Source organism: Paucisalibacillus globulus DSM 18846 (genome assembly GCF_000482485.1).
In the GTDB taxonomy this organism is placed as follows: domain Bacteria; phylum Bacillota; class Bacilli; order Bacillales; family Amphibacillaceae; genus Ornithinibacillus; species Ornithinibacillus globulus.
In genome coordinates, this window is sequence record NZ_AXVK01000029.1 from 34,779 (window position 1) to 60,974 (window position 26,196).

Here is a 26,196-nt window from a genome sequence, read left to right on the forward strand (position 1 = left end):
ATGGGGAATCTATTTTGGCAGATATCGGTTCAGTAATAGATGGTAAATATGAAATATTGAAGTTGATTGGAAAAGGCGGTATGTCGAAAGTATATCTTGCGATGGATAAGCGTCTCAATAAACAATGGGCAGTTAAAGAGATTGAAAAAAGCGGAAGGGACAAAAGAAACAATGAAGTTGTTATTCAAAGTGCAATTGCGGAAGCGCACTTGATTAAACGATTAGACCATCCAGCTCTACCGCGCATCGTGGATATTATTGAAAATGACGATATTATTTATGTCGTTATGGACTATATCGAAGGAGAACCTTTAAATAAAATCATTGATGAGTATGGTGCACAGCCTCAAGATGTTGTGATTGACTGGGCAATGCAATTATGTGACGTACTTGATTATTTACATACTTCTAACCCTCCGATTATTTACCGCGATATGAAGCCAGCTAATGTCATGCTTAGGCCAGATGGTAGCCTGAAGTTAATTGACTTTGGTATTGCAAGGGAATTTAAAGAAGAAAATATAGAAGATACGGTTAGTCTTGGAACGAAAGGATATGCTGCCCCAGAGCAGTTTGGTGGGAAAGGACAAACCGATGCGCGTACCGATGTCTATTGTCTTGGTGTTACCCTGTACCATCTTGTTACAGGTCAAAACCCAAGTGATCCCCCATATGAGATATACCCTATTAGAGATTGGAATCCCAATTTATCTGGCGGACTAGAGAGAATTATTGAGAAGTGTACACAGCTCAATCCGGATGACCGCTATCAATCCTGTGCTGAATTATTATATGCACTGAACCATTATGAAGAAGTAGATGACACCTATCGGACAAAACAAAAAAGAAAGCTGCGGAGTTTCAGCGTGGTTACAGGGTTAGCATGTTTATGTTTATTTGTAGGTGTATTTGGGCAGGGAATGAAGGTTCGTACCAATAATTCGGATTATGAAACGAATTTGGAACTGGCTAAAGCTACTACGTCAGATGTAAGTAAAATTGATTATTATCTAAACGCTATCGATATTAAGCCGGAAGAAAATGAAGCCTATTTAGGCCTAATTGAAACTTTTAAAAGTGATACAGCATTCACCACAGAAGAGGAAGAAGAGTTGACGAAAAAGTTAAAACCTCACCTAACAGACCTTAGGAAAAATAAGAATTATGCTGATCTTGCATTCGAAATAGGGAAAATCTATTGGTACTATTACGACTATGGTAAAACAGCATCTACAGACAATGAAACGACAAGAATGAAAAGCTCTGTCACATGGTTTAACGATGCCGTTAAATATGGTTTAACTTCAGGGGAACGTGAAATGGCCGCTGTTTATGGGAAAATAGGGGAATTTCATCAGAATATAGACCAAAATATTGTAGAGGCATCTGATAGTGGTACATATAAAATCTATTGGGACAATTTGCAAAGATTACTAAAAGAAGAAGTTACAGATAATCCGGATGAAGGTGAAATTGTAAAATTAGAACTCTATAAAACAACTATGAATTCCATTGAAATGTATGCTAGAAAGTTTAAAGCAGATGGAATAGAAGAAACAGAAATCCGCTCGGTGTTTGAATCAGTAAAAGAAAGCACTGAACGTATCTCGACCAATAATGACAAAATGGAAGCAATAAAAATTAACATTATAAATCGTATACCAGCAATTGAAAAAGCCATTGAAAATGCATATAGAAGTTAAGAGGAGGAATATGTATGGATGCAGCGACATGGCAAATGATTTCCATTATCGGCTATTCCCTTTCAGTAGTACTGTTTATTGTTGTTATTATCATGTTTTTCAAAATGAATATCCCAGCCATCTATGGATACTTGTCTGGAAAAACTGCAGAAAAACATATACAGGCAATTCGAGAACAGTCTAGCAATTCAAAAGGTCGTCGCTACGAACCTATTCCGTATAATAGGGAACTAGATTTGACTGAACCAATACCAAAATCTAAAAGACTATGGAAAACAGGGAAAATGAGAAAAACTGGTCCAATCGGGGATGGGAGACCATTCTCCAAGAGACTAACTGGAAACATGTCCGTATCGGGTAAACTCGATAATGCCGCTACACAATCAAAGCAAATTGTTACTTTTAATGATTTAGATAAAACAGAGTTGCTAGTAGATGAGACCGAACTATTAGTAAATGAAACAGAGATAGTAACGGATGAAACGGAGCTGTTAGTAAATGGAACACAAGTTTTAACGGATGAAACCGAGCTGCTAGTAAATGAGACCCAGGTATTAGATGATACGACACAATTATTAGAAGAGGAAGAAGGAACAAGAACAACTAAGTTAGGGGATACAGATGAATTGTATCCTGAGGATCGACCTGTAAAACCAAAAATTAGTTTCAATGTTATTAAGGACATGACGATTACTCATGCAGATGAAACGATTAAGGATGAAGTAAGGAGTTAGATGTTTGCAGTAAATGGGGTGGAATCATGTTTGTTATCACAAGCTTTTACGTAATGGGGAGGGAAAACAAATGAAAGAACAGATTAAAATTAGGTTAAATCGCTTGATGTCTATTTTTCTAGTATTTATGCTGCTATCATACTATGTTCCAATCGGATTGTTAGTTGCGACTGCTGAGGGGGCAGAAGAAGATATATTTACTTTACAGATTGTTGATAATGGGGAACCCGTCGAAGGAGCACTTGTTAAAGGAACAAATGGGGTTATTAACGTAAACGGTACGACAGATAGTAGTGGTATTGTGCAGTTTGAGGAAGTTACTATTGAGGAGTTACAAGAGAAGTATACATTTAATTTTGATGTAGAATTACAGGATGGGGAAAAGAAGGAATTTAGTTTGGAGGTTAAGAATGGATTTTCAGATCCGTATGTATTTGACCTAGCTACTATACCAACTGAACCTGTAGAACCAGAGAAACATAAAGTTACAGTGAATGTAACAAATCCTGATTTAGGTAAAGTGAAGATCAATAACGAGAATTATGAGAATCCACTTCAAATTGAGGATGGGGAAGAAGTGGAAATTGAAGTAACACCAGATTCTGATGCAAAGATTAAATCATTGAAAATTAACAATGAAGATATAGAAATTGAAGATGAAAATTTTACTAAAACTATTCAAATTAACAAGGAAACCGAGATTGATGTTGAATTTACGAAAGTTTATACGATTAAATTTTCAAGTAACAAAAATGGAGATATTGAAGGTGACGGTTACCAAGAGATTAATGCAATGGAAGGACAGATTATTGCTAGTCAAGGATCAACCCCTTCGTTTACTGCAACACCTGAAGTAGGATACCATTTATCTGAAATTACCATTGATAATACGGCTATTGATTTATCATCTCTTAAAAACGGCGATAGTTATAAGCATGTCTTTGAACCGATAACAGAGAATCATACAGTATCCATTACATTTGCCATCAATACTTATGAAATTAATACTAGTGTAACTGGTGAAAATGGTATAATTTCGCAAAGTACGGAGGTTGAACATAACGGTAGTACCATCATCACGATTATCCCTGAAGATGATTATCAAATTAAATCTTTAACGGATAATGATAAACCTGTAAAGAGTGAAGTACAGCAAGATGGTGGTTCGTTTATGTATGTGCTTAATGATATCACTGAAAATCATAATATAAATGTTGAATTTAAAGAGGTTCCGAATTCTGAAAAAACTTGGGAAGAACTTATATCGATTAAACCTACTGAAGGTAAAGCGGTTGATTTAAATACTGAAGAAAATATATTAATTTATTCCAATGATGCTAAGGTTAAGATTAAAATTTTAGATGGTTGGCCATGGTTTGGGATTAACGATCATTGGAGGAAAACAGATTTTACTATCAATAAAAATACAACTATTGAGAGAATTCGATATGGTATAATATGGGACCAGAAGATTGCAAGGTTGAATCCTACACTTAAAATTCTCTTCGATACAAAAAAACCTGAAATAAACGAAGTAGTATTTGAGGGTGACGATAAAGTTAAAATTAAAGGCACTGATTGGTACAGCGGTGGGGTTATAAAAGGAAGTATTGATAATGTAGAGGATAAACACGAAGGTACTCCTTACTCGACAGAAATTGATAGTGTATATTATCAAAAAGAAGGTTCATCAGAAAAAGTTAAAATAGAAACATATAATAAAGAAGACGATACGTTTGAATTTACTTTACCTGAAGAAGATTACAGTGGGGATTATAAAATTTGGGCTGTTGATAAAGCTGGAAATGCTTCCGATGTTGAAACGGTAAAAGTAAATATTGATCATTCAAGTCCAACTATTAAGGGGATATATATAGAATCAGCAGATAATAGAGAAGATATTGACGACGAAGAAATTCTGGAGGAATATGTAGAATTAACGGAATATGGTTATTTCTTTAAAAAGCCACTTGAGGTAACGGTTGTTGCAGTAGATGAATTCTTAGGCGGTGGATCTGGAACTGGTGTGGAGTCTATGGTTGTTTATTTAAAAGACCATGCCAAAGATGAATATTATGCAGTGTTAGAGGATGGAAAGTTAAAACAAATTGATGAAACGATGATTGATACGATTGAGCCAATAGAGACCGATAGAGAATTAACGTTTAACATCCCTCATTCCTTTAAAGGGCAAATTATTGCAAAAGCAACAGATAAGGTTAAGAATACGGGTCCATTTGAATCACCAAAAGGTGCCATTCTTGAAACACCAGACCAACATAAACTGGAAGAACATGTTGCATTTGAAAAAGATGATGCTCCATACACGGATAGTAATGGTGGAGGTTTATATGCTGATAATCTAGACGTTGAATTAACTGTTACAGATACGTACTCAGGAATTGAAACGATTGAATGGTCAGTAGTTGCACCGAATGATACAGAAAATAACCAGTACGGTAGCTTAACTGTTAATCATGATGGCGAGATTACTGATGGTAGTGATGAAAACTGGGAAAAAACACAAACCAGCGAAAACCTTGTAACAGAAATGAAGAAAATGATAACCGTTAACCATAATAGTAATGATATTGTGGTCAACGTAAAAATGACAGATAGATCGGGCAATATGTCTGAGGAACAGATCAAGTTTAGTATTGATAAAACATCTCCAAATCTTGAGGTTGAATTTGATAATAATTCTCCCGATGAAGAAAACGGAAATATTTATAGTGAGAAGCGAATTGCAACCATTACCATTACAGAGCGTAACTTTAATCCAGATAATGTTTTACTTCATATTACGAAAGATAATAAGGAACACCCAGTAGTTGTAGAATGGACTACAATCCAACCTGAAGAAGGGAAACACTCAGATTTAACCACCCATACAACAAACATTGTTTTTGAAGAAGATGGGGAGTACACATTTGATGTTTCCTATATGGATAATGCAGAAAACCCTGGACCGGATGTGGAAAAACACGAATTTATCATTGACAGAACTGCACCTGAGGTAAAGGTGTCTTATGATAATAAGGATGCAGCAAATGAAAAGTATTATAAACAAAAAAGAACAGCAACAATTACTGTGGAAGAGCATAATTTTGACCCGAAACGTGTGAAGATTAATGGCTCTACGACAATAATTGGCAAAGGAGAAAAGGATTTCCCAGCTTTAAGTGCATGGGTGGAAACTGAGGAAGGCGTTTATGAAGCAACGATAGATTTTGAGGAAGATGCCTTGTATCAATACAATATTGTGGTAAGCGATAAAGCGGGAAATACATTTGACGACTTTGAAGATGAATTCTATATGGATCAAACAGAGGCTGTATTAATTGATGGGGAAGCTGTAACATTTGAACAAGTAAATGATAATAATTTCGCGAAAGTATTAAACTTCCTAACATTTGGTACGTTCTTTAACAAGGAAGTTCATATTAAGGTTCAGACCTTAGATGAAACCTCTGGTATTGAAGATATAGTACTTAAAACGATAGACGGGCAGATTATCGACCAAGATGATATTACTATTAATCAAGATGAATTAACTGGAGAAGCAGTTTTTATTCTTGATGTGGATCGTTTTGATGCTGCCTTTGAGGTAGATGTTAAGGACTTAGCCCATAATATTGGAACGTATCCAGTTACAGAAGAAAACTCAAACATTGTGTCAGATAACTCGAATATTGTTGTAGAAAAGGATAAGCCGAAAGTATCCATCGATGTAATACCAAATGAGGGTGTTAAACAATACAAGTACCAATACAATGGTGATGTGACCTTTAGCATTATAGCAGAAGATAAAGGCTCTGGAATCAATACGGTTGTCATCGATGTAAATGGTAAGAAGTATGAATATGATTATTCGGACCTAGAAGAGATGCAGATAAAACCGGATGCTTATCGTATAAGTACGAACCATAAAGATATTGTAGGAAATGAAGATGGATCTTATATTGTATCTGTCCATGTCGTTGATAACGCAGGAAATGAGAATGAAGCAGAAACAAAAATATATATCGATAAAACGAATCCAATTATAACGAAGTACGAATTCTCGGTAAAAGGTAAAAAAGTTGACGAAACAGATAAATTTAAGAAATCTCTTGAGTTAACCGAGTATGGCTATTATTTTAAAGAACCAACTCAGGTGAAAATTAGCGGGGAAGATCCAAAAGTGGATCATGAATTTACAAGTAACTTGAAGTCGATTACGGTTTACTTGCGTGATCATGAAAATGGGAAATATTATGCTGCACTTAAAAATGGTTCATTGAAGGAAATAAAAGAATCAGAGATTGTTAGCATTACTCCTATCACAACAAAAGACAGTGTAACCGTTAATGTTCCGAAAGCATTTAAGGGACAAATCTTTGCACAGGCTACAGACTATGTTCAAAATACAGGTCCTTATATTGCACCGAACGGTATGGTAGTAGAAAATGAAGCACAGCATAAAAAAGAGACACATATCAAACTTAAAAGAGCAGATGCGCCATTTAAGGATACGAATGGTGGAGATCTTTATGCGAACAATGTAAATGTTGAATTAACGGTTACGGATACGTATTCTGGAATTGAAGAAATTGAATGGTCAGTTGTTGCCCCATATGATATGGCTAACAATCAGGGTGGTAAACTAAAGCTGAATAATGATAAAACATACACAGAGGATAGTAATGCACAAGGGTGGAAACAGACTAGATCACAATTAAACCTTGTTACAGAAATGAAGAAAACCTTAACGGTCAATCATAATAGTAATAATATTAAAGTTAAGGTGAAAATGACGGATAGGGCAGGTCATACGTCAGAAGAGGAAATTACATTTAGTATAGATAAGACATCTCCTTCGATTAATGTCTCGTATGACAATAATTCGCCGGATCCAGAGCACCAAGATTATTATAAAGAAAATAGAACGGCAACGATTACAATTACAGAACGTAATTTTAAACCAGAAGATGTTGTCTATGTGGTGACGAACACGGATAATATTATTCCAGTTATCAATGGTTGGTCAAGTAATAGAAACAGTAATAATCCAGACCTAACCACGCATACTGCAACGATAACTTATAGTGCAGATGGAGACTATACATTTGATATTCAATATAAGGATAACGCAGGAAATAAAGCAGCTCCTGTAGCGCAAGATTCCTTTACGATTGATAAAACAAAACCGATTATTAATGTATCTTACAATACAAATGATGCCTTGAACGAAAATTTCTTTAATACAGCAAGAACAGCAACTATTTCCGTTACAGAGCATAACTTTGATCCAAGTCGTATTGAAATTACTGGTACGGCATTCCATGACGGAGAAGTAGTCGACTTTCCATCTTTAAGTGGTTGGACTAGAAACGGTGATGTTCATACTGCATCCATCGTCTATAATACGGATGCATTGTATAGCTTTGATATTGACTTTACGGATATGGCTGGGAATATCACTGATGATTTTTCACCACAAGAGTTCCATATTGATCAAACAGAACCGACATTAACGATAACTGGTGTAGAAGATATGTCAGCTAATAATGGAAAAGTTGCTCCAATTATTAGGTATTCTGATACGAACTTTGATCAAAATTCGGTGAAGATAGAACTAACTGGTTCTAACCGTGGGGAAGTTGAATTAGAAGGAAAATACTCAGAACGAAATAATGGCCAGGTGTTTATCTTTGATGATTTTGGAAAAACGAAGGAAAACGATGATCTGTATACGTTAACAGCATCTCTAGTTGACCTTGCAGGAAATGAAATAACAGAAGAGGTTCGATTCTCTGTAAACCGTTTTGGTTCAGTCTATACATTCGATGATTCATTAGATGCGCTTATTGGTAAATATGTCCAAAGTGAGCAGGATATCATCATTACGGAAACCAACGTAAATAGTCTAAACAAAGATTCCATAATGCTAAAAATGACTCATAATGGTTCACCTACGGATTTGGTGGCTGGAGAAGATTTTACGGTTAATGAAACTGGCGGAGAAGATAAGTGGAGTCAATACACATACAAGATTCATAAGGATCTTTTTGTTGGCGACGGTAGATATACCATTGCCCTCTATTCAGAAGATGCAGCTGGTAATACAAATGAGAATATCGATGAAGCGAAAAAAGCTGAAATTTCATTTGGAATTGATAAGACTAATCCAGTTATTGTTCCGATTGACATTGAGGATGGAGAGCAATATGCAGTAGATAGCAAAAAAGCTACTATATCGGTCAAGGATAATCTTGTTCTAGACCATGTAAAGATTAACCTAAATAATGAAGAAATTAATTTTGAGGAAGATGGGGAAAATTATACATTTATCATTCCAAACGCGAACTCGACGCAAGAAGTAAGTATTCAAGCAACGGACGCTGCAGGAAATGAATTAACAGCTGAAGTGAAAGATTTTCTTGTCACAACTAATCTGTTAGTTCGTTGGTATAATAATAAACCATTATTTATCGGTTCACTAGGAGGAGTAGGTGTCGTTGGTGTAGCACTTGCTGCATTCTTCCTATACAGAAAGAAAGATAATGGTGTTAGTGAAGAAGTGGAATTGGAAGATAAAGTTGGGTAAGAACCAACTTATTATCGGAAAGTTTATTCACAATTGACATCACCTTTCTCGGTATGCTTTGAATTAGAAAGATGAACATGTACTTGTGTTGTGAATGTTAGTTAAGAGTATGAAAATTGATTGCAAGAGAAAGGGAGTTGCCAAAGTGCAACTCCCTTTTTCAAATTCGAATTTGTACCATAATAATCTGTATTCATAATGAAAGCGAAATGGATAGGTTCATTGACCTATATAAAGCTTGTCGTATAATGTCCGAGATATAGGCATCATGCCTTCTTGTATGTACTTGTGTAAGCAGATACAATAATAACAGGAATAATAGCGGAAATTTACAATTACTGGTGAGCTATTGGAACCACAATACTGCAACACAAAAAGTTTAAACGATGTTAGTCTGCTTTCGATTAATGTTTCTATACGACTTAAAATGAAATGGGGTATTTTCATGAAGCTCGTACATAGATTTTTATATTCGTATTATTCAACGTTAAGTAAGGATTGTTTATGTCCAGAGTACAGAATAAAGCTTCAGAAGCGGATGCTGTTTCATGGCTCGAAGTTTTAGACGAGGCAATATCTATTAACATTCTATTCGATAGAGTGATTTTCATTTCAACTCGTATGGGAACACGAACCTGTAGTAAGACCAAAATAAGAAATTTTAGCGTAATAAGTGAAGGAGATTTCTTATGCTAAGGAAACCTCCAACTATTTGTTTAAAACTGTCTTTTTCCTAAATCCAATTCCATCAAAACCGTCATTCTACCACTATCACATGTTTTAGTTGTTCTAATAATCCGAGCACCCCCACGCTCTGCATGAGACGTAATCTCAAGCAACTCCTCTTTACTATACACCGAACGGCAAACCTGAATAAGCTTACTATTTTGCAAACCCTGCACACAGATATCCTCCCCCTCCTTTATGGTGCCTGTCACTTCCCGAAAAAAATCGAATTTTGTCGGTATTGATTTCCGTTTCTATGTCTTACTTAATAAAAAGTTATGGTAGTCAGCGCAATCTTATTCTTTTTTATTTTTCCACAATTTCATCCTATGTTAAAATGGATTAAACACTAGGAAAATTGAGGGAGATATATTGAAAACTGAATCAAGTAAAACACCGTGGATTATTGTTCTTGTATTATCCGTAATTTTAGTTGTTGGTCTAATACTTAATCAACCGATGTCTGAAGATGAAGCGATTGAAATTGCAAAGGAATTAGTACCTGAGGAATTCGATGAAGTTTATTCTACGCAGTTTACTCCAATGAACGAAACTGAAATTGGAGCAGATATATGGATCATCCAGCTAGAAAATAAAGAGGAAGATAGGGCTTTATTAACCATTAATGCAAATAACGGGAAAATGATAGAAGGAAAAATCGAGGATGGAGAGACAGGGGAAGTATTGGAAAATTTGTAGTTTGTGACTTTCTGTTTAAGAACTTGGAACTATAAGTTAATAGTGAAACGCCGTATGAGGTATTTTTTAAATACTTCATACGGCGTTTTTTCTAGCCAAATTTATCACAGGTTAATGGACTGTAGGATTGCTACTGAATGAAGTGTCAATTTAATCATATTTAAATTAGGCCAACATAGCATGTTCTATAAGAGTAATACCAATATTTTTGAAAAATATAAAGGGAGTGGGGAAAATGTCTAAAGACAATGGGAGTACATCATTAAGTAAGTTTGGGTACAAGCAAGAGTTACACCGTACATTATCAACCAAAGACTTACTAGTTTATGGACTTATTTTCATGGTTCCAATTGCCCCGTTTGGTATTTATGGCGAGGTGATGCTTGGTTCCCAGGGAATGGTTGCCTTAGCCTATTTAATTGGTATGGTGGGCATGATTTTTACCGCATTAAGCTATGCTAGAATGTCAGAAGCCTTTCCGATGGCTGGTTCTGTTTATTCTTATGCTGGACGAGGGATAAACCAATATGTTGGATTTATTGCAGGTTGGGCTATTCTACTCGATTATATCTTAGTTCCAGCCCTACTATACGTTGTAAGTGCAACTGCACTTACTGGTATGTGGCCAGCAATTCCAGGTTGGTTTTGGTTATTATTCTTTATTGTTATTAATACGGTTATCAATTATTTTGGAATTAAATTTACCGCTCGGACCAACTGGATATTCTTATTTTTTGAATTAGCTGTCTTACTAATTTTCCTTGTTGTTGGAATAACTGCAATTGCAAATGGTGTGAATGGTGCAACGTTCTCATTTGACCCAATATATAACCCAGATACATTTAGTATGAGTGTTGTAATGGGCGCGGTGTCTATCGCAGTGCTTAGTTTTTTAGGATTTGATGCGATTTCAACATTATCAGAGGAATCTGCTGGTGGGCCAAAAGCTATTGGGAAGGCAACGATTCTTTCCTTGTTAATTGTTGGTGTGCTATTTATGGCCCAAACGTGGGTTGCTGCATTAATTTTCCCAGATTTTAATAGCTTTGATGATATTGGTACAGCATTCTATGAAACTGCTGCAATGGCTGGGGGAGAGTGGCTTGGTGTCTTGACCGCAATTGCAACAGCACTTGCGTGGGGGATTGCTGATGCACTTGTTGCCCAAGTTGCTATATCAAGAGTTCTATTTAGTATGGGGCGTGACCGTAAATTGCCGAAGTTCTTGTCTAAGGTACATCCGAAATATAAAACGCCGTACTCTAGTATTTTATTTGTTGCTGTAATTTCATTTATTATTGGCTTGGCTTTCATGGGTGACATTGGGATATTAACATCCTTTATTAACTTTGGTGCGTTAACAGCATTCTTGTTCCTGCATGTTTCAGTTTTTGTGCATTATATTTATAAAAATAAAAGTAAAAATTATTGGAGTCATCTAGTATTACCGCTAATTGGCTTTATTATTATCGCTTATGTATGGATTAATCTAGCCACACAAGCTAAAGTACTAGGGCTTTCCTGGTTAGCTGTTGGTATTATTGTTGCTATTTACTTCGCTGTTAAGAAGAAAGATGCTTCTATTGATATGGATTAATATAAAGTGAGACTATGTTCCGTGTGAAGAATACTGCTGACTCTTTAGAAAATAATCGGAAACCTTGATTAGAATTCTGATTAAAGCTATTATTCTATTAATATCTAAAAAGGGAGTGTAAGATAATGACGATTCATCACCACCATCATCCGTATATGACAATCCATGATTTTAAATCTCATAGTCATTTAGGATGGGATAATTCATTAAAACCAATAGCAGAAGTGGATTCTGGACAGACGATTACGTATGAGATAACGGAATCTTCTGGGGGACAGTTTACTAAAAACTCAACAAGTGAAGATGTTCTAGGACTTGATTTTGGAAAGGTTAATCCAGTGTCCGGACCAATTTATATTAAAGGTGCTGAGCCTGGGGATACATTAGAAATTGAAATGCTAGATTTTCGCCAGCTAGATTGGGGCTGGACAGCGATTATTCCCGGATTTGGACTGCTTGCTGATGATTTTAAAGAGCCTGCTATAAAGACATTTGATCTAACCCGACGGAATACTACGGAGTTTTTGGATGGGATTGATCTTTTTATCAAGCCATTCCCAGGAACAATTGGTGTTGCATTACCTGAGCCTGGTAATCATAGTGTTGTTCCTCCGGGGAAGAATGGTGGGAATATGGATATTCGTCATTTGACTAGGGGAACAAAGCTTTATTTGCCTGTTTGGGTAGAGGGTGCACTGTTTTCAATTGGAGATACACATGCTGCACAAGGTGATGGGGAAGTATGTGGAACAGCAATTGAAGCATCTATGGAAACTACGGTGCGTTTTAAATTGCACAAAGGGAAGTCCATCGCAGAACCCCAATATGACATACCAGGACCTCCAACACCAGAAGCAGATAGTAAGGGATACTATGTAACTACCGGACACGGTGAAGACTTGATGGAAGCTTCACGAAACGCCATCCGATATATGATTGAACATTTAATATATACCTATGGAATGAGTAAACAAGAAGCATACATGCTATGTAGTATTACAGTAGACTTAAGAATAAGTGAAATCGTAGACGCACCAAACTGGCTAGTATCCGCATTCTTGCCAAAAGCAATCTTCAGGTAGAGCGGTGCCTGGCTGGGGGTGCCTGTCACTTCCCGAAGTTTGTCGTTTATTGTCGATACAATAGGTAATAAAGATTATAATACTTGCCCCATTAAAACAAGACTCCCTATTCATAATAGTAAGGAGTCTTGTTTAGATTTCGTTTTTTACCATTTTGCCGACCACAATCTAGCAATCATATCCAAGATAACAGCAATTATCATTCCAAAAGTATACCGGACAAGATCAAGGACTAGAAACCCTTTCCCTAAAATTAATCCACCTAGAATGTGACTTCGAATCTCGTTAATCCATGCCGCTTGATACAATTGACTAAACTCAATTCCAAAACTAAACAGGAGACCAAGTAGGAAGGCATTCATTATACTTCCACGAACTAGTAAAAAACGAAATCCAAAATAGACCATCATGGCCCACAGCGCGTCACCGGCATGCTGGGATACAAATGCAGGAAGAAGATAGCCGTATTTCCTACTTGCTAAACCTAGGAGGATGGTAATTAAGATCACCACCCCGTACACAATCCGCATATTACGGTAATTTCGGTTTAATGAATCTTTAATAGATTTATAGTCAGTATCCAATCGAATCACTCTTTACTATGATTTGAATTATTTTAAAGTATACATGTACCCGTGAGTTGCAAGCAAGAACGGGAGACTAGTATGTTTTTTTTTTCAATGGAAAGAACCTTTCATCTTTGGTACAGTTGAGACTAGGGGGAAGTTTACGAACTATATCCTCGCAACACAACTTGGAAGAGGTGTCGTTATGAAATATGCAACGATTGGTACAAGCATGATTACGAATGAATTTATAAATGCTGCAAAGGAACAGGGGAAGTTAACCTTACAAGCAGTATATTCAAGGACAGAAGAGCAAGCAAAGGATTTTGCAAAAATGCACGGGGCACCACAATTTTATACAGAACTTGAAGAGTTAGCTAAAAGTGATATTGAATGTGTCTATATTGCATCACCGAATTCCATGCATTTTGAACAAGTAACGTTGTTTTTAAAGCATAAAAAACATGTTATCTGTGAAAAACCTATATTTTCCAATAGAAATGAACTAGATAAAGCATTTCAAACAGCTGATGAAAATGGCGTTTTCTTATTTGAAGCGATGCGTAATTTACATATGCCGGGGCACTTAGCACTTAAGGAAAAACTGAGTGGAGCTGGTAGAATAAGAAGTGCAGTATTGGATTATTCAAGCTACTCTTCTCGCTATGATAAAGTCAAAAATGGTGAAGTACCGAATATCTTTTCACTGAAATTTTCAGGAGGAGCGCTAGTAGATTTGGGTGTATACCCATTGGCAATTGCTCTCGATATTTTTGGTAAACCGGAGGATATAACATATTCACCTACTATTATTGAAACTGGTGTTGATGGCAGTGGTACACTTATTCTGCGATACCCTGATTTCATTTGTACTATTTTATGCTCAAAAATCTCTACATCCTATAATCATTCTGAAATTCAAGGGGAAGAAGGAACATTTACGATTGATGATATCGGTACTTTAGCAAATGTGCGATTTATCCAATCAGCAGGAGAAACTATTATTTATGAAGAACAATCCCAGCATCCTATGTCCTATGAAATAGAAAGCTTTGTAAATATTATGGAGTCAAACGATCAAGAGAAATATAACCAATTCCGTAAAATCAGTACGGATATACTTGAAATAACAGAAAAAGCAAGGAAAACAAACGGGATTATTTTTGGAATAGAAAGGTAGTTTTGGGTGCCTGTCACTTCCCGAAGTAACTCGAATTTTGTCGAAAGAAATAAAAGCTATTTACCCCTGTGTTGAGAAATTCTCAAGGTGGTGAATAGCTTTTAAAATTACTAAAAATTGATTTTCGTGCTTGATTTTGAGCTATAATTTTAATTACTAATCTAAAAATTATGTTTTATAAGATGAAATTGCTTTTTCTACAAGTAATTTCCTATTTTTATAGTTTTGACACTAAATTAGAAGTAGTCTATTTTAGTGGTAAGTGTAAAACTAAACAATAGAGTAGGAGATGGTCCTATAATGGCAAGAAAGAAAAGAATTTGGATGCCCAATGCATTTTACCATGTTGTATGTAGGGGAAATAGACGTGAACCACTCTTTATCGATGCCGGTGATTATAAAACGTTTCTATATTTGCTTCGCAAGGTCCACGAGAAAACCCCTTTCGAACTAGCTTCATACTGCCTCATGACAAACCACTTTCACTTACAATTGCGCTCCAAAGAACAACCGATTTCCAAAGTGATGTCGCTCATAAATAAGCGATATGCTGACTATTACAACACAAAATATAAATTTACAGGGCATGTTTTTGAGAAAAGGTATTTTGATGAAATAATTGAACCAGGTACCGGGATGATAAAAGTAAGCCGGTATATACATTTGAATCCAGTTAAAGCTGAAATGGTAGAACGGCCAGAACAATATCCATGGAGTAGTTATCGGTATTATTTGCATACCTTGGGAAATGGCATGTTAGTAATGGATGAAGTATTAGCGTATTTTACAGGAGATGAAGTAGGCAAGCGTATGCGATACAAGGAATTCATGGAGACAAAAGAGGAAGAGAGTGGGTTTCAGAATGTGTGATGAATAAGCTTATTTACCATGCAAAATTGTCGAATATTTCCGGGGAAATATTTTCAGTTGTAATATTTAGTAGGAATATGTCATTAAAAAGAAACCCGAATTTAACGAAAAACCAGAAGTCCATTTCCATAAAATGTATGGAAATGGACTTCTGTTTCGACAAAATATTACAAAATCCGGGGAGTGACAGGCACCTCAAAACTACATTTCTATTCTATTTCTAATAAGATTGGTTGAACTGTGCCCATGCCGCGGGGGATTTCAATTATTTCACTTTTTTTTGCTTCTAATGCTTCGGTAATATATTTTACTGCAATGGTTGGATCTACTTTTTTGCCACATGTATACACATCAATACTTGCATATCCTTTTTCTGGGAAGCTGTGGATGGTTAAATGTGATTCGGAAATAATTACCACCCCACTAATTCCATATGGTGAAAACTGATGGAAGACAACTTCCCGAATTTCTGCACCTGCCTGCAGTGCCGCATCTATAAAAACTTGTTTGATTAATTCAATATTATTTAATGTACTTATGTTACAATCCCATAGTTCTGCTATAATTTGTCTTCCCAATACTTCCATGATAAAAACTCCTTAAAGGTATACTGTTACCGATAATTTTAGCATACCATATAGTTATGTGCATAAGGTTGAATTTAGTTGAATCAAATGTGAGTAATTGGAATAAAAACATGAAACTAATTATAGGGAATACTCGTATAAGTAGTTGAGGCTAGCATCAATACAGGGTGCTTGTGTTACAATTAATTTTAGAAAGACTTTTTCATGATGTGAGGTGAAGTAATGGGACTTTTATCTAAGATTTTTACTAAAAATAAAAATACAAAACCTGCACCAAAGGAGAGAACAGTATTATCCATTGAAGTTGGTGATATTATCAATTATGATCTCGTTGATTATGAGGTGGTTGGAAAAATCACCTATCGAGATGGGAATTATGAATGGTACGGTTACCAACTACTAGAAGGTCATGATACAATTTGGTTGGCAGCAGAAATGGATGATGAGTTAGAGTTAGGGATTTATAAAAAAGTCCAATTAGCCGTGTCAAAACCATATCAGAAGCAGCTTAATTTTGAGGGTAAGACTTATTATCTAGAGGAATCTGGTACTGCTCGAGTAATTGGTGAAGGTAGAAGTAAGAATATACATGATTCTTTAGTGGATTATGCAGACTATTCGGATGAGGACGAAGAGAGTTTCTTAAGTATCGAAGGCTGGGGAACTGAGATTGAAGTAAGTATTGGTTATCCAATTGAAAATTATGAAATTAAAATAATGGCAGGCTCGAATTAGTAGTATTCTGTAACATATTCAGGTAGTACAGGAAGGCCTAAAAACAGGAGGAATAGAAATGTTTAAATTTTTCAAACGAGTAAAAACAGTTGTGAGTTCAGAATTAAATTCTTTATTAGATAAAGCAGAAGATCCGGTGAAAATGCTAGATCAATTTATGCGTGATATGGCAGAGGATATTCGTGAAGTTGAAGCAGCTGTTGCAAAACAAATTGCGAATGAAAAAATGTTGAAGCGAAAAATGGAAGACGCTAAGGCAATGGTTGAAAAAAGACAGAAACAAGCGGAACAAGCGATTATTGCTGGAAATGATGATTTAGCTCGTCGTGCCCTAGAAGACAAGAAACAACATGAGTCCACTAGTGCAACATTAACAGAGTCATGGGAAAGAGCGAATCAGGATTCTGACGTGTTAAAGACTAAATTGGATGAAATGAAAAAAGAATATCAAGAAATGAATCTTAAAAAGGATTCGTTAAAAGCTCGCGCTGAATCTGCGAAAACCCGCACGAAAATTAATCGTACGATGTCTAATATCGGAAATGATCATTCTCGCCAAGGCTTCGATCGCATGGAAGAGAAGGTGTTGCGTTTTGAGGCAGAGGCGGAAACAAGTGAGGATTTAGCCTTTTCTAGCCGAACGCTAGATGATGAGTTTGATGCGTTAAGCAAAACTACTGGAGTTGACGATGAATTAGCGAAATTAAAAGAAAAAATGGGTAAATAGTAAGGTAAACATTAGTAGAGCAGTGCTATCATAGGCTGCTACTTCTAATGAGAGGGGGATTGATTTGTGTAGAAAACAAATGTTACTAATGGGTTTATTGTTCCTAGTCATTCTTTTATCCGCATGTTCTTCAAGGGGGATGAGTGGAGAGGCTATCACAGCACAGGATATTCCCGATGAGCCTTCAAAAGACGAGATCATTACAACAATCCAAAATTCTTCCAACTATGAGATGGACGATATCATCGAGGCTAACTTTCCAATGATAACAACCGTGGAGGGCGACTCTAGTAATGCAGAAATCTTTGCAACTACTCGTTTTAATTTAACAGAACTGAGCACCATTCTAGCAGATACTATTAAACCTTCTGAGGTAAGTGATGTAAAAGGTAATCAGCAGATATTAATTTATCCAGATGATTTCATTACATTACGTGAAAGTGAAGCGGACTCTAGTGTGTTATTGATTGAAGTTGCAAGTGATGAGTTTGTTAGAAGAAACTATTCACCTAATTTCTTAAGTACATACTTTACGATTCGGTTGTTGAATGACATGCTAGATGTTGATGACTGGGGAAAAAACCATCGTGGTTCCTACTCGGGAATGGGTGGTATAGATGCACCTAGTCGTGGAAATACAACATTCAGAGGCGGCGGCCCTGGTTCAGGTAAATAATTTTAAGGGAGGCGAAACGTTTGGAACCATTTATCTCAACGCTAATTTACTTTGTAATTTCTATCGTAATTGTACTAATTGGTTTATTCATTTTTGAAAATTTGACTCGCAAATATAAGGATATGGAAGAAGTGAAGAACGGGAATGTAGCGGTTTCCTTATCGATTATTGGAGAAATAATTGGGATCTGTATTATCTTAGCCTTTGCGATTTACAGCAGTGATGTGATTTTGGAAACGATTATTTGGGGTGTGTTCGGTGTCATTTTACAAATGATTGCTTATTTTCTTTTTGACCTGTTCACAAGGAATTTCTCCGTTGAAGAACAATTGGCCAAAAATAATATAGCAGTTGGACTGATGTCCTTGGGTGTATCGGTTGGATTGGCTTTAGTAATTGGTGCATCTATTACGTAAAATCAGCTCATGCGACCAGGCTATTGCTTGGTCGTTTATTTACAGATAAGAAAGGTATAAAGTTTTGGCTTTGTTAAGTTCTTGCGCAGGAACAGTCACGTCCAGCTCCAGCGCCCAGGGACTAGCGAGACTTCCCTCGCCTTCGTACGATAAGTCAACATCGACTCCCTACGGTCGTCGTGTTTCCTTTATCTCCTACGGCTCAGTCCAGTCCGTAGTCCCTAACCGGGCGCTTGCGCTTTTGTTCTTAGTAGTTAGGAAAGCATAAAAACTTTCCGCCGACATAAGAAAAACTAACACATTCGCTAAAGTGCGAGCGAATGTGTTAGTTTTTCTAATCTAAGTTAGTGGAGGGCGTGGAGTTTGAATGATGCAGCAGTAAGACAGAGTAAAATTATTTATTGGTCTTCGGGGATTGTATCCATTTGTGGGATTGTCTTTGAAGTGTTATTTGGGGCCCTAGGGTCATACATACTAGGTGACGGTGTGAAGCAGTACACGCTAACGATTTCTTTATTCCTAACAGGGATGGGAATTGGGGCTAGTTTAAGCGAGAAATTCTTGAAGAATCTTATTATAACGTTTGTATGGATTGAGTTTGGTGTAGCAATAATTGGTGGATTTTCCAGTTTTACCATGTTTGGCATAACAGCCTTTGCTCCTGAGGGAACGGATGCCCTATTCCTCTATTCCATAACATTGATTGTTGGGGCATTAACTGGGGTAGAATTACCAATTCTAATCAGAAAAGCAAATGAAATTGGAGTAACCTTAAATAAAAGTACAGCAAGGGTTTTATTTTCTGATTATGCTGGTGGATTAATAGGTGGGGTCCTATTTGTATTTTTCTTCCGTCCCTATTTTGGAATGGTGAAAACAGCATTTTTAGTTGGATGTATTAATCTATTAGTCGCTTTGATCGTATTGTATTTATTTCGTAAAGAAATCCGACATGTTATGGTACATGCTTGTATCGGGGGATTGATAGGAATCCTCCTGTTAGTTGGATTATTTTTTGGGGAAGAGATGGCGTTTAGTTTTGAACAAAAACTTTATAAGGATCCCATTATTCATATGGAGGATTCGAGCTATCAAAAAATTACAATGACAAAAGATCAGGAAGATGTGCGGCTGTATTTAGATGGGCAACTACAATTTAGTTCTACTGATGAGCATCGCTATCATGAGGTGCTTATACACCCTACAATGGCTTATGCAGAAAGTCCTCAGAATGTATTGGTACTAGGCGGCGGCGATGGGATTGCTGTAAATGAAATCCTAAAATACGATGAGGTGAAAAAAATAACGTTAGTGGATCTAGACCCAGCAGTTATTGAATTAGCCAATACGAATGAATGGTTATTAGAGGTGAATGAAGGGGCTTTGATGCATGAAAAAGTTCATGTAAAAAATACAGATGCTTTTAAGTTTTTGGAAGGAACAGATGAATGGTTTGATGTCATTATTGTAGATTTACCTGATCCGAATAATGAAAGCTTGAATAAGTTATATACGCGGGAATTCTATTCATTGGTACGGAATCATTTAAAACCTGGAGGAGCAGTGATGATTCAGGCAACAAGCCCTGTATTTGCTACAGAGGTATACTGGACCATTTCGGAGACGATTGCTGATACCGGTCTATTTGTAGAGAATTTGCACGTTGATGTACCGAGCTTTGGGAATTGGGGATATGTCATGGCAAGCCGGAATGAGATTAATTTGTCTAGTGTAAACATCTTAGTAGAGACGGAATTTTTAACAACGGACATGCTTCCAGCACTAGGTATTTTTGGAAAAGATGAAGATGGGGAGATTCGGAACAAAAAAGGCGAAATAGTTGAAATAAAGCCAAATACACTAATCGATCCTCATTTGATAGAGATATATGACCGTTCTTGGGAGAATTATTAGATTCGATGTTGTAACTACATTCCTGTCTAGCAAAATTCTTTGGAGTGAGTATTATTTCAAAAATCCATTTCAATAGCAATTATTGAAATGGATTTTCTTTTACTGCAAAATCTATGCCCACCACATATCCCCAATAGATTCTTTCACCATGACAGGTTTTAATGTTTCCACTGCTTTTGTGAATCCTTCATCTATGGACATTAGTCCGTCTTCGTGTTCGATGCTTACTACGTAGTCATATCCATAGAGTCTTAATGTACTGATCATATCCGCCCAATCTTTTGAGTCATGGCCAAATCCTACGGTGCGGAAATACCATGCGCGATTTTGCATATCAGAATAAGCAGTCATATCTGTTAACCCATTCCTATTCATATTTGGTTGATCGATAATGGTATCCTTTGCATGGAAGTGATGGATGGCATTTTCTCTTCCTAGTATTTTAATAGATTCAACCGGGTCAATTCCTTGCCACCACATATGACTAGGATCTAAATTGGCACCAATTGCAGGTCCGCAAGCTTCACGCAAACGTAATAATGTTGCAGGTGTATGTACCGAAAAACCACCATGAAGCTCCAGTCCAATTTTTACATTGTATTTTTCCGCAAGAGCAGTTTTTTCTTTCCAATAAGGAATTACTCTTTCTTCCCATTGCCATGTTAGTATTTCTTGGTAATCATTTGGCCAAGGTGCAACTGGCCAGTTAGGATATTTTGCATGTTCATGATCTCCTGGGCACCCGGAAAAGGTATTAACGACAGGAATACCAAGTTGTCTTGCTAATTTAATTGTCTTTACAATCAATTCATCAGCGTCTTGTGCTATCTTTTTTTGCGGATGTAATGGATTGGAATGACAACTTAAGGCACTTACCATTAATCCACGACTTTCGATTTTGGTCTTAAACTCTTTCTGTTTTTCCTCATTATTTAATAAATCATCAACTTGACAATGTGCGTTTCCTGGATATCCACCAGTACCTAATTCAACAGCCTCTATTCCTTTTGCTACTACATGATCAAGCATTTCATCGAGATCTTTGTCGGCAAATAAAACAGTAAAAACCCCTAATTTCATCAAAATCCCCCCTAAAATGTAAACCGTTACATATATTATACATAAAGTACAATAAAAACAATATATTTAATTTATTATATTCTAAATAAAAAGTAAATTTATTATTGACAAACAATTTGTAAAACTCTACAATCAAATTGTAATCGATTACATTATATACAAAAGGTAGGAATCTTCATGGCTAATATACAACAAATTGCGAAACGGGCGGGTGTGTCGGTTGCAACGGTTTCTAGGGTGCTTAATAAATCTACCACTGTAAGCCCAAAAACTAGGAATAAGGTCGAAGTTGCAATAAAAGAACTGAATTATGAACCTAGTATGCTAGGTCGTAACTTGAGAAATTCAGAAAGCCGCCTTTTACTGGTCCTTCTACCAAACATTGCAAATCCGTTTTACACAGAAATAATTAACGGAATTCAGGATACAGCAATTGCAAGGGACTATAATATTCTCCTTTGTGAAACAGACTCTAAGCCTGAACGGGAAAATATTTATTTTAACATGGTAAAGAACAAACTTGCAGATGGTGTTATTTCTATGGATCCAACTGTTAATATGCAAAAGCTTAATGAACTTGCAGAACATTATCCAGTCATTCTATGCAGTGAATATGAAGAGAACGGTGATATACCATACATAACAGTAGATAGTGAGTTGGCTGCATACCAGGCAGTTAAACATTTAATAAAATTAGGGAATGAAAAAATCGCTCTTATTACTTCGGATGAAAAGTATTTGTATGCAAGATTACGTCGAGCAGGATACGAAAGGGCACTGGAGGAATTCAATATACCAATTCGTGAAGAGTGGATATATCATACGAAAGGATTGGAGTTCCAATACGGTGTTCATGCGATGAGAATTTTGCTACAGCAGGAAATTGAACCAACAGCAGTATTTGCAATTTCCGATACATTAGCAATAGGAGCGTTAAAGGCTATCAATATGGAAGCACGTGACCAAGAACCTATTGCAGTTGTAGGTTTTGATAATATAAGTTTTGCCAGTATGACCAATCCCACATTGACAACGATTTCGCAGCCAATGTATACGATGGGATGTCGAGCTACCGAGATGCTTCTTAGCAGAATAAAAAAAGAAAAAGTTGAAAATATCGTATTGGACCATGAATTAATCATACGTGAGTCCACCATGTTGTAGAAAAAATTACAGGTATAAAGGGGGTCTTTCATAATGGGATTTCATGTTGGGATTATTGGTTGTGGCTCGATTACCAGATTCCGTCATGCTCCAGAATATAAAGCAAATCCACATGTAGAGGGAATTGTCTTCTTTGACCGAAATGTTAGAAGGGCTGAAAGGTTGGCTCGAGAATTTGGTGGACGGGTTGCGATAACATTAGAGGACTTGTTGAATGACCCTTCTGTCGTTGCGATAAGTGATTGCTCATCCAATGATGCTCATCACATCAATACAACTAAAGCATTACAAAAGGGGAAGCATGTTCTTTGTGAAAAACCATTGGCAATTAGTGTAAAACATGCAGAGGAAATGGCTGAAGTCGAGCAAAAGTCAGGAAAAATACTAATGGTGGATCATAATCAACGCTTTACAAAAGCACATCAAAAAGCAAAAGAAATTATTAAGAAAAAAGAACTGGGTGAAGTTCTTACTTTTAAAACAACTTTTGGACATGAAGGACCAGAGAGTTGGGGTACAACAAAGTCTAATGCAACGTGGTTTTTCAAAAAGGAGCGTTCACACTCAGGGGTTGCAGGGGATCTTGGTATCCATAAAATTGATTTAATTCATTGGCTTTTGGAGGACGAAATAGTGGATGTTCATGCATTTCATGGAGCACTTGATAAAGTAAATGAACATGGTAATCCAATTGAAGTGCCAGATAATGTGGTTTGTGCATTCCGAACAAAGAAAGGCTGCTTAGGTACTGCCTCATTTTCCTGGACGTATTACGGTGCCGAGGATAATACGACAACGATTTATTGCCAAAAAGGAATTTTAAAGCTGTATCACCATCCAGATTCACAGCTCATTGTGGAGATGAATGATGGATCCGTCATAAAGTATGAACTTGAACAAATCCAAACAAATGATAATCAGACTAGTACAGGTGTCATTGATGCTTTTATTGACTGTATTATTGATGGAAAACCATCATTAGTTACAAGTGCTGAGGCCATTGCTTCTTTGCGAGTAGTGGAAAAAATACTTGCACATCGATAAAAATATAATGGTTTACATAGTAACAATCCTAGAAAAACCAATTATAAAAGCATTGGGGAGGATGTCATGCAGAGAGTAGGGCTAGTTGGATTAGGTTATATGGGAAGAGCCCATTTAGAAGCTTACCGGAATATAGCTTATGCGGAAGTGGTTGCGATTTGCACACGTAATGGAGATCGTGAGGTAGAGAACCTATCCGACTACAACTTTATTTCAAATTATGAAGAGCTGCTAATGCGAGATGATATTGATATAGTTGATATTTGTCTTCCAACCTATTTACACGAAGAGTATATTATTAAAGCTGCACGAGCTAAGAAACATATTATTTGTGAAAAGCCACTAGCTTTATCGGTGGAATCAGTAAAACGAATCGTTGATGAGGTAGAGAAGTGTGGAGTGAAATTGTTTGTTGGGCATATTCTCCGTTTTTGGCCAGAATACCAAGCAATTAAGGAATATAGTCAGACAGAGAAGTTAAAGGATATTGAAATTGTGCATGCACAGCGATTAGGACAACTACCAACATGGAGTACTTGGTTTCAACACCCTGAGAAAAGCGGAGGTGCGTTATTTGATCTTCACCTTCATGATATTGATTTTGCTCATTATCTTTTGGGAGAAGTAAAGTATGTCTACGCTCAAGGTTCTCAGAATCTGCATGGTGCTTGGAATCATATTATGACAACGCTTACTTTTAAAAGTGGGGCAATAGCCTTTGTTGAAGCTTCCCATCGAATGCAGGTAGGATATCCTTTTACCATGACGTTTCGTGCGCAATCAGGTAAAAGCACCTTAGATTTTCGGTTAATAGCTGGGGAAAATATTGAAAGTGTCCATAACAGTAGTATGGTTTTATATGAAAATGAAAAGCTTACTGAAGTGGATGTTGATGAGGCAGATGCCTTTCAAAATGAACTTTCCCATTTTGTAACATGTGTAGAACTTAACCAGGAGGATAAAATAGTGCCATTAGATGACGTTCTATATGTTATCCGATTATTGGAAGCTATTAATCTATCACTTGAAACTGGTCATGAGGTACATATTTAAATATTGGATTCATTATTTTTACTATATACCAAAATCAAATCTAAGGGGGTTTTAGCAATGAGTAAGTTTTTAAAAGTGTTTGCTTTATTTGTATTAATTATGGTGCCAGCACTCGCAGCATGTGGATCAGAAGATACTTCAAGTAATGGAGGAGATTCTGGTGATTCCGGTGACTCCGGAGACAAGTATAAGATTGGTATTTTGGCACCGGCTGTAACACATGGTTGGGTAGCTGCAGTTGCGTATCATGCAGAAGCTCGTGCTAAGGAATTATCTGAAGAAATTGACTACAAAATCCACACAAGTAGCGATGCATCAGAAATGACTTCTCAATTAGATGACCTAATTACATGGGGAGCGGATGCTATTGTAGCGTTTCCGCAATGGGAAGGAATGGAAGTTCCAATTCAGCGTGCATTAGATGAAGGAATTGAAGTGGTTAACTTTGATATTGTCATTGATGTTGAAGGTGTATATCGTGTTGCTGGTGACAACTATGACATGGGTGTCCAAGGTGCTAATTATGTAGTAGACAAGATTGGGACAGAAGGGGAAGTGGTTCTATTAGAAGTACCTTCATCTGGTTCTGTATCCGAATTACGTAAAAGCGGGTTCCTAGAAACCATCGAGGAAATTGCTCCAGATATGAATATTCATACGTACGCTACACAGTTTACAAGAGAAGACGGATTGAAGGATTTTGCAGATATTCTTACAAGCTTAGATAAAATTGATGCTGTATTCTCATTAGATGATGAAACATCAATCGGTGTCTTGCAGGCAATTAGCGAAGCTGGAAGAACAGATATTCAAGTGGTAACTGGTGGTGGAGGTATGCAAGAATACTTTGAAATGATGCCAGAAAACGAAGATATTTGGATTCAATCCGCACTTTACAGCCCAGCAATGGTAAAAGACGCAGTGGATACAGCTGTTAAGATTCTAAAGGGCGAATCTGTTGAAATGGAAACTATCATCCCTACAACTGTAGTTGATAGAGACAATTATGAAGAGTTCCTTGACTCTGGGTCTCCATACTAAAATGGATATATGG

Annotated in this window: 21 protein-coding genes; 17 read left to right on the forward strand and 4 right to left on the reverse strand. The window is 36.6% G+C overall.

Annotation, left to right across the window (positions count from 1 at the left end; translation table 11 throughout):
* The first annotated feature begins 14 nt into the window (after positions 1-14).
* From K332_RS0109235 to K332_RS0109245, 3 genes are all read left to right on the forward strand, one after another.
* Positions 15-1,703 carry a serine/threonine protein kinase gene (locus K332_RS0109235; protein ID WP_026907199.1) on the forward strand — a complete coding sequence of 563 codons (1,689 nt, stop codon included), beginning with the start codon at positions 15-17 and terminating at the stop codon, positions 1,701-1,703.
* A gap of 14 nt (positions 1,704-1,717) precedes the next feature.
* Positions 1,718-2,437, forward strand: a complete 720-nt coding sequence (locus K332_RS0109240) for a hypothetical protein (protein WP_026907200.1) — start codon at positions 1,718-1,720, stop codon at positions 2,435-2,437.
* Positions 2,438-2,507: 70 nt separating this feature from the next.
* The gene (locus tag K332_RS0109245; protein ID WP_026907201.1) at positions 2,508-9,026 is read left to right on the forward strand and encodes an InlB B-repeat-containing protein; all 6,519 of its coding nucleotides are present in this window, start codon (positions 2,508-2,510) and stop codon (positions 9,024-9,026) included.
* Positions 9,027-9,742: 716 nt separating this feature from the next.
* Here the strand turns inward: K332_RS0109245 and K332_RS0109250 are convergent.
* The gene (locus K332_RS0109250) at positions 9,743-9,928 is read right to left on the reverse strand and encodes a hypothetical protein (protein ID WP_026907202.1); all 186 of its coding nucleotides are present in this window, start codon (positions 9,926-9,928) and stop codon (positions 9,743-9,745) included.
* Between the two features lie 196 nt (positions 9,929-10,124).
* Here K332_RS0109250 and K332_RS0109255 point away from each other — a divergent pair, with 196 nt between their 5' ends.
* The 3 genes from K332_RS0109255 to K332_RS0109265 all read left to right on the forward strand — a co-directional run bounded on the left by K332_RS0109255 (position 10,125) and on the right by K332_RS0109265 (position 13,130).
* Entirely contained in the window at positions 10,125-10,451 is a 327-nt protein-coding gene (locus tag K332_RS0109255) for a PepSY domain-containing protein (protein WP_026907203.1), read from the forward strand.
* 235 nt (positions 10,452-10,686) lie between these two features.
* Positions 10,687-12,048, forward strand: a complete 1,362-nt coding sequence (locus tag K332_RS0109260; protein WP_026907204.1) for an APC family permease — start codon at positions 10,687-10,689, stop codon at positions 12,046-12,048.
* A gap of 125 nt (positions 12,049-12,173) precedes the next feature.
* Positions 12,174-13,130, forward strand: a complete 957-nt coding sequence (locus K332_RS0109265; RefSeq protein WP_026907205.1) for an acetamidase/formamidase family protein — start codon at positions 12,174-12,176, stop codon at positions 13,128-13,130.
* A 146-nt stretch (positions 13,131-13,276) separates the two neighbouring features.
* Here the strand turns inward: K332_RS0109265 and K332_RS0109270 are convergent, their stop codons facing one another.
* Entirely contained in the window at positions 13,277-13,723 is a 447-nt protein-coding gene (locus K332_RS0109270; RefSeq protein WP_425414454.1) for a ribosomal maturation YjgA family protein, read from the reverse strand.
* Between the two features lie 178 nt (positions 13,724-13,901).
* Between K332_RS0109270 and K332_RS0109275 the strand changes: the two genes are divergently transcribed.
* Both K332_RS0109275 and K332_RS22260 read left to right on the forward strand, forming a co-directional pair.
* Positions 13,902-14,876: a Gfo/Idh/MocA family protein gene (locus K332_RS0109275; protein ID WP_026907207.1), complete on the forward strand. Its 975-nt coding sequence runs from the start codon at positions 13,902-13,904 to the stop codon at positions 14,874-14,876.
* A gap of 300 nt (positions 14,877-15,176) precedes the next feature.
* Complete coding sequence (locus tag K332_RS22260) at positions 15,177-15,746, forward strand: REP-associated tyrosine transposase (protein WP_051359407.1); 570 nt, start codon at positions 15,177-15,179, stop codon at positions 15,744-15,746.
* Between the two features lie 209 nt (positions 15,747-15,955).
* Here K332_RS22260 and speD read toward each other — a convergent pair whose 3' ends face one another.
* Positions 15,956-16,333: an adenosylmethionine decarboxylase gene (gene speD, locus K332_RS0109285; protein ID WP_026907208.1), complete on the reverse strand. Its 378-nt coding sequence runs from the start codon at positions 16,331-16,333 to the stop codon at positions 15,956-15,958.
* Between the two features lie 222 nt (positions 16,334-16,555).
* Between speD and K332_RS0109290 the strand changes: the two genes are divergently transcribed.
* From K332_RS0109290 to K332_RS0109310, 5 genes are all read left to right on the forward strand, one after another.
* Positions 16,556-17,068 carry a DUF4178 domain-containing protein gene (locus tag K332_RS0109290; protein ID WP_026907209.1) on the forward strand — a complete coding sequence of 171 codons (513 nt, stop codon included), beginning with the start codon at positions 16,556-16,558 and terminating at the stop codon, positions 17,066-17,068.
* Positions 17,069-17,126: 58 nt separating this feature from the next.
* Positions 17,127-17,795, forward strand: a complete 669-nt coding sequence (locus tag K332_RS0109295) for a PspA/IM30 family protein (RefSeq protein ID WP_026907210.1) — start codon at positions 17,127-17,129, stop codon at positions 17,793-17,795.
* 64 nt (positions 17,796-17,859) lie between these two features.
* Positions 17,860-18,471: a DUF4247 domain-containing protein gene (locus K332_RS0109300; protein WP_026907211.1), complete on the forward strand. Its 612-nt coding sequence runs from the start codon at positions 17,860-17,862 to the stop codon at positions 18,469-18,471.
* A 20-nt stretch (positions 18,472-18,491) separates the two neighbouring features.
* Positions 18,492-18,887: a DUF350 domain-containing protein gene (locus K332_RS0109305; protein ID WP_026907212.1), complete on the forward strand. Its 396-nt coding sequence runs from the start codon at positions 18,492-18,494 to the stop codon at positions 18,885-18,887.
* Positions 18,888-19,250: 363 nt separating this feature from the next.
* Complete coding sequence (locus tag K332_RS0109310) at positions 19,251-20,801, forward strand: polyamine aminopropyltransferase (protein ID WP_026907213.1); 1,551 nt, start codon at positions 19,251-19,253, stop codon at positions 20,799-20,801.
* Between the two features lie 111 nt (positions 20,802-20,912).
* Here the strand turns inward: K332_RS0109310 and K332_RS0109315 are convergent, their stop codons facing one another.
* Positions 20,913-21,881 (reverse strand): sugar phosphate isomerase/epimerase family protein, encoded by a 969-nt coding sequence (locus K332_RS0109315; RefSeq protein ID WP_026907214.1) that lies wholly within the window; start codon positions 21,879-21,881, stop codon positions 20,913-20,915.
* A 177-nt stretch (positions 21,882-22,058) separates the two neighbouring features.
* Here K332_RS0109315 and K332_RS0109320 point away from each other — a divergent pair, with 177 nt between their 5' ends.
* The 4 genes from K332_RS0109320 (at position 22,059) to K332_RS0109335 (ending at position 26,183) form a co-directional block, all read left to right on the forward strand.
* A complete protein-coding gene (locus K332_RS0109320) occupies positions 22,059-23,045 on the forward strand; it encodes a LacI family DNA-binding transcriptional regulator (protein WP_026907215.1) in 987 nt (328 codons plus the stop codon).
* 33 nt (positions 23,046-23,078) lie between these two features.
* Entirely contained in the window at positions 23,079-24,089 is a 1,011-nt protein-coding gene (locus K332_RS0109325) for a Gfo/Idh/MocA family protein (protein ID WP_026907216.1), read from the forward strand.
* Between the two features lie 66 nt (positions 24,090-24,155).
* Positions 24,156-25,142, forward strand: coding sequence for a Gfo/Idh/MocA family protein (locus K332_RS22265; RefSeq protein WP_051359408.1), 987 nt, complete (start codon positions 24,156-24,158; stop codon positions 25,140-25,142).
* Between the two features lie 57 nt (positions 25,143-25,199).
* Positions 25,200-26,183 (forward strand): ABC transporter substrate-binding protein, encoded by a 984-nt coding sequence (locus tag K332_RS0109335; protein ID WP_026907217.1) that lies wholly within the window; start codon positions 25,200-25,202, stop codon positions 26,181-26,183.
* Positions 26,184-26,196 lie beyond the last annotated feature (13 nt).

Bases quoted from the DNA above. Each gene is read 5' to 3' on its own strand.
- K332_RS0109240 (WP_026907200.1), top strand. From the start codon at position 1,718: ATGGATGCAGCGACATGGCAAATGATTTCCATTATCGGCTATTCCCTT.
- K332_RS0109245 (WP_026907201.1), top strand. From the start codon at position 2,508: ATGAAAGAACAGATTAAAATTAGGTTAAATCGCTTGATGTCTATTTTT.
- K332_RS0109260 (WP_026907204.1), top strand. From the start codon at position 10,687: ATGTCTAAAGACAATGGGAGTACATCATTAAGTAAGTTTGGGTACAAG.
- K332_RS0109265 (WP_026907205.1), top strand. From the start codon at position 12,174: ATGACGATTCATCACCACCATCATCCGTATATGACAATCCATGATTTT.
- K332_RS0109275 (WP_026907207.1), top strand. From the start codon at position 13,902: ATGAAATATGCAACGATTGGTACAAGCATGATTACGAATGAATTTATA.
- K332_RS22260 (WP_051359407.1), top strand. From the start codon at position 15,177: ATGGCAAGAAAGAAAAGAATTTGGATGCCCAATGCATTTTACCATGTT.
- speD (WP_026907208.1), bottom strand. From the start codon at position 16,333: ATGGAAGTATTGGGAAGACAAATTATAGCAGAACTATGGGATTGTAAC.
- K332_RS0109290 (WP_026907209.1), top strand. From the start codon at position 16,556: ATGGGACTTTTATCTAAGATTTTTACTAAAAATAAAAATACAAAACCT.
- K332_RS0109295 (WP_026907210.1), top strand. From the start codon at position 17,127: ATGTTTAAATTTTTCAAACGAGTAAAAACAGTTGTGAGTTCAGAATTA.
- K332_RS0109315 (WP_026907214.1), bottom strand. From the start codon at position 21,881: ATGAAATTAGGGGTTTTTACTGTTTTATTTGCCGACAAAGATCTCGAT.
- K332_RS0109320 (WP_026907215.1), top strand. From the start codon at position 22,059: ATGGCTAATATACAACAAATTGCGAAACGGGCGGGTGTGTCGGTTGCA.
- K332_RS0109325 (WP_026907216.1), top strand. From the start codon at position 23,079: ATGGGATTTCATGTTGGGATTATTGGTTGTGGCTCGATTACCAGATTC.
- K332_RS22265 (WP_051359408.1), top strand. From the start codon at position 24,156: ATGCAGAGAGTAGGGCTAGTTGGATTAGGTTATATGGGAAGAGCCCAT.
- K332_RS0109335 (WP_026907217.1), top strand. From the start codon at position 25,200: ATGAGTAAGTTTTTAAAAGTGTTTGCTTTATTTGTATTAATTATGGTG.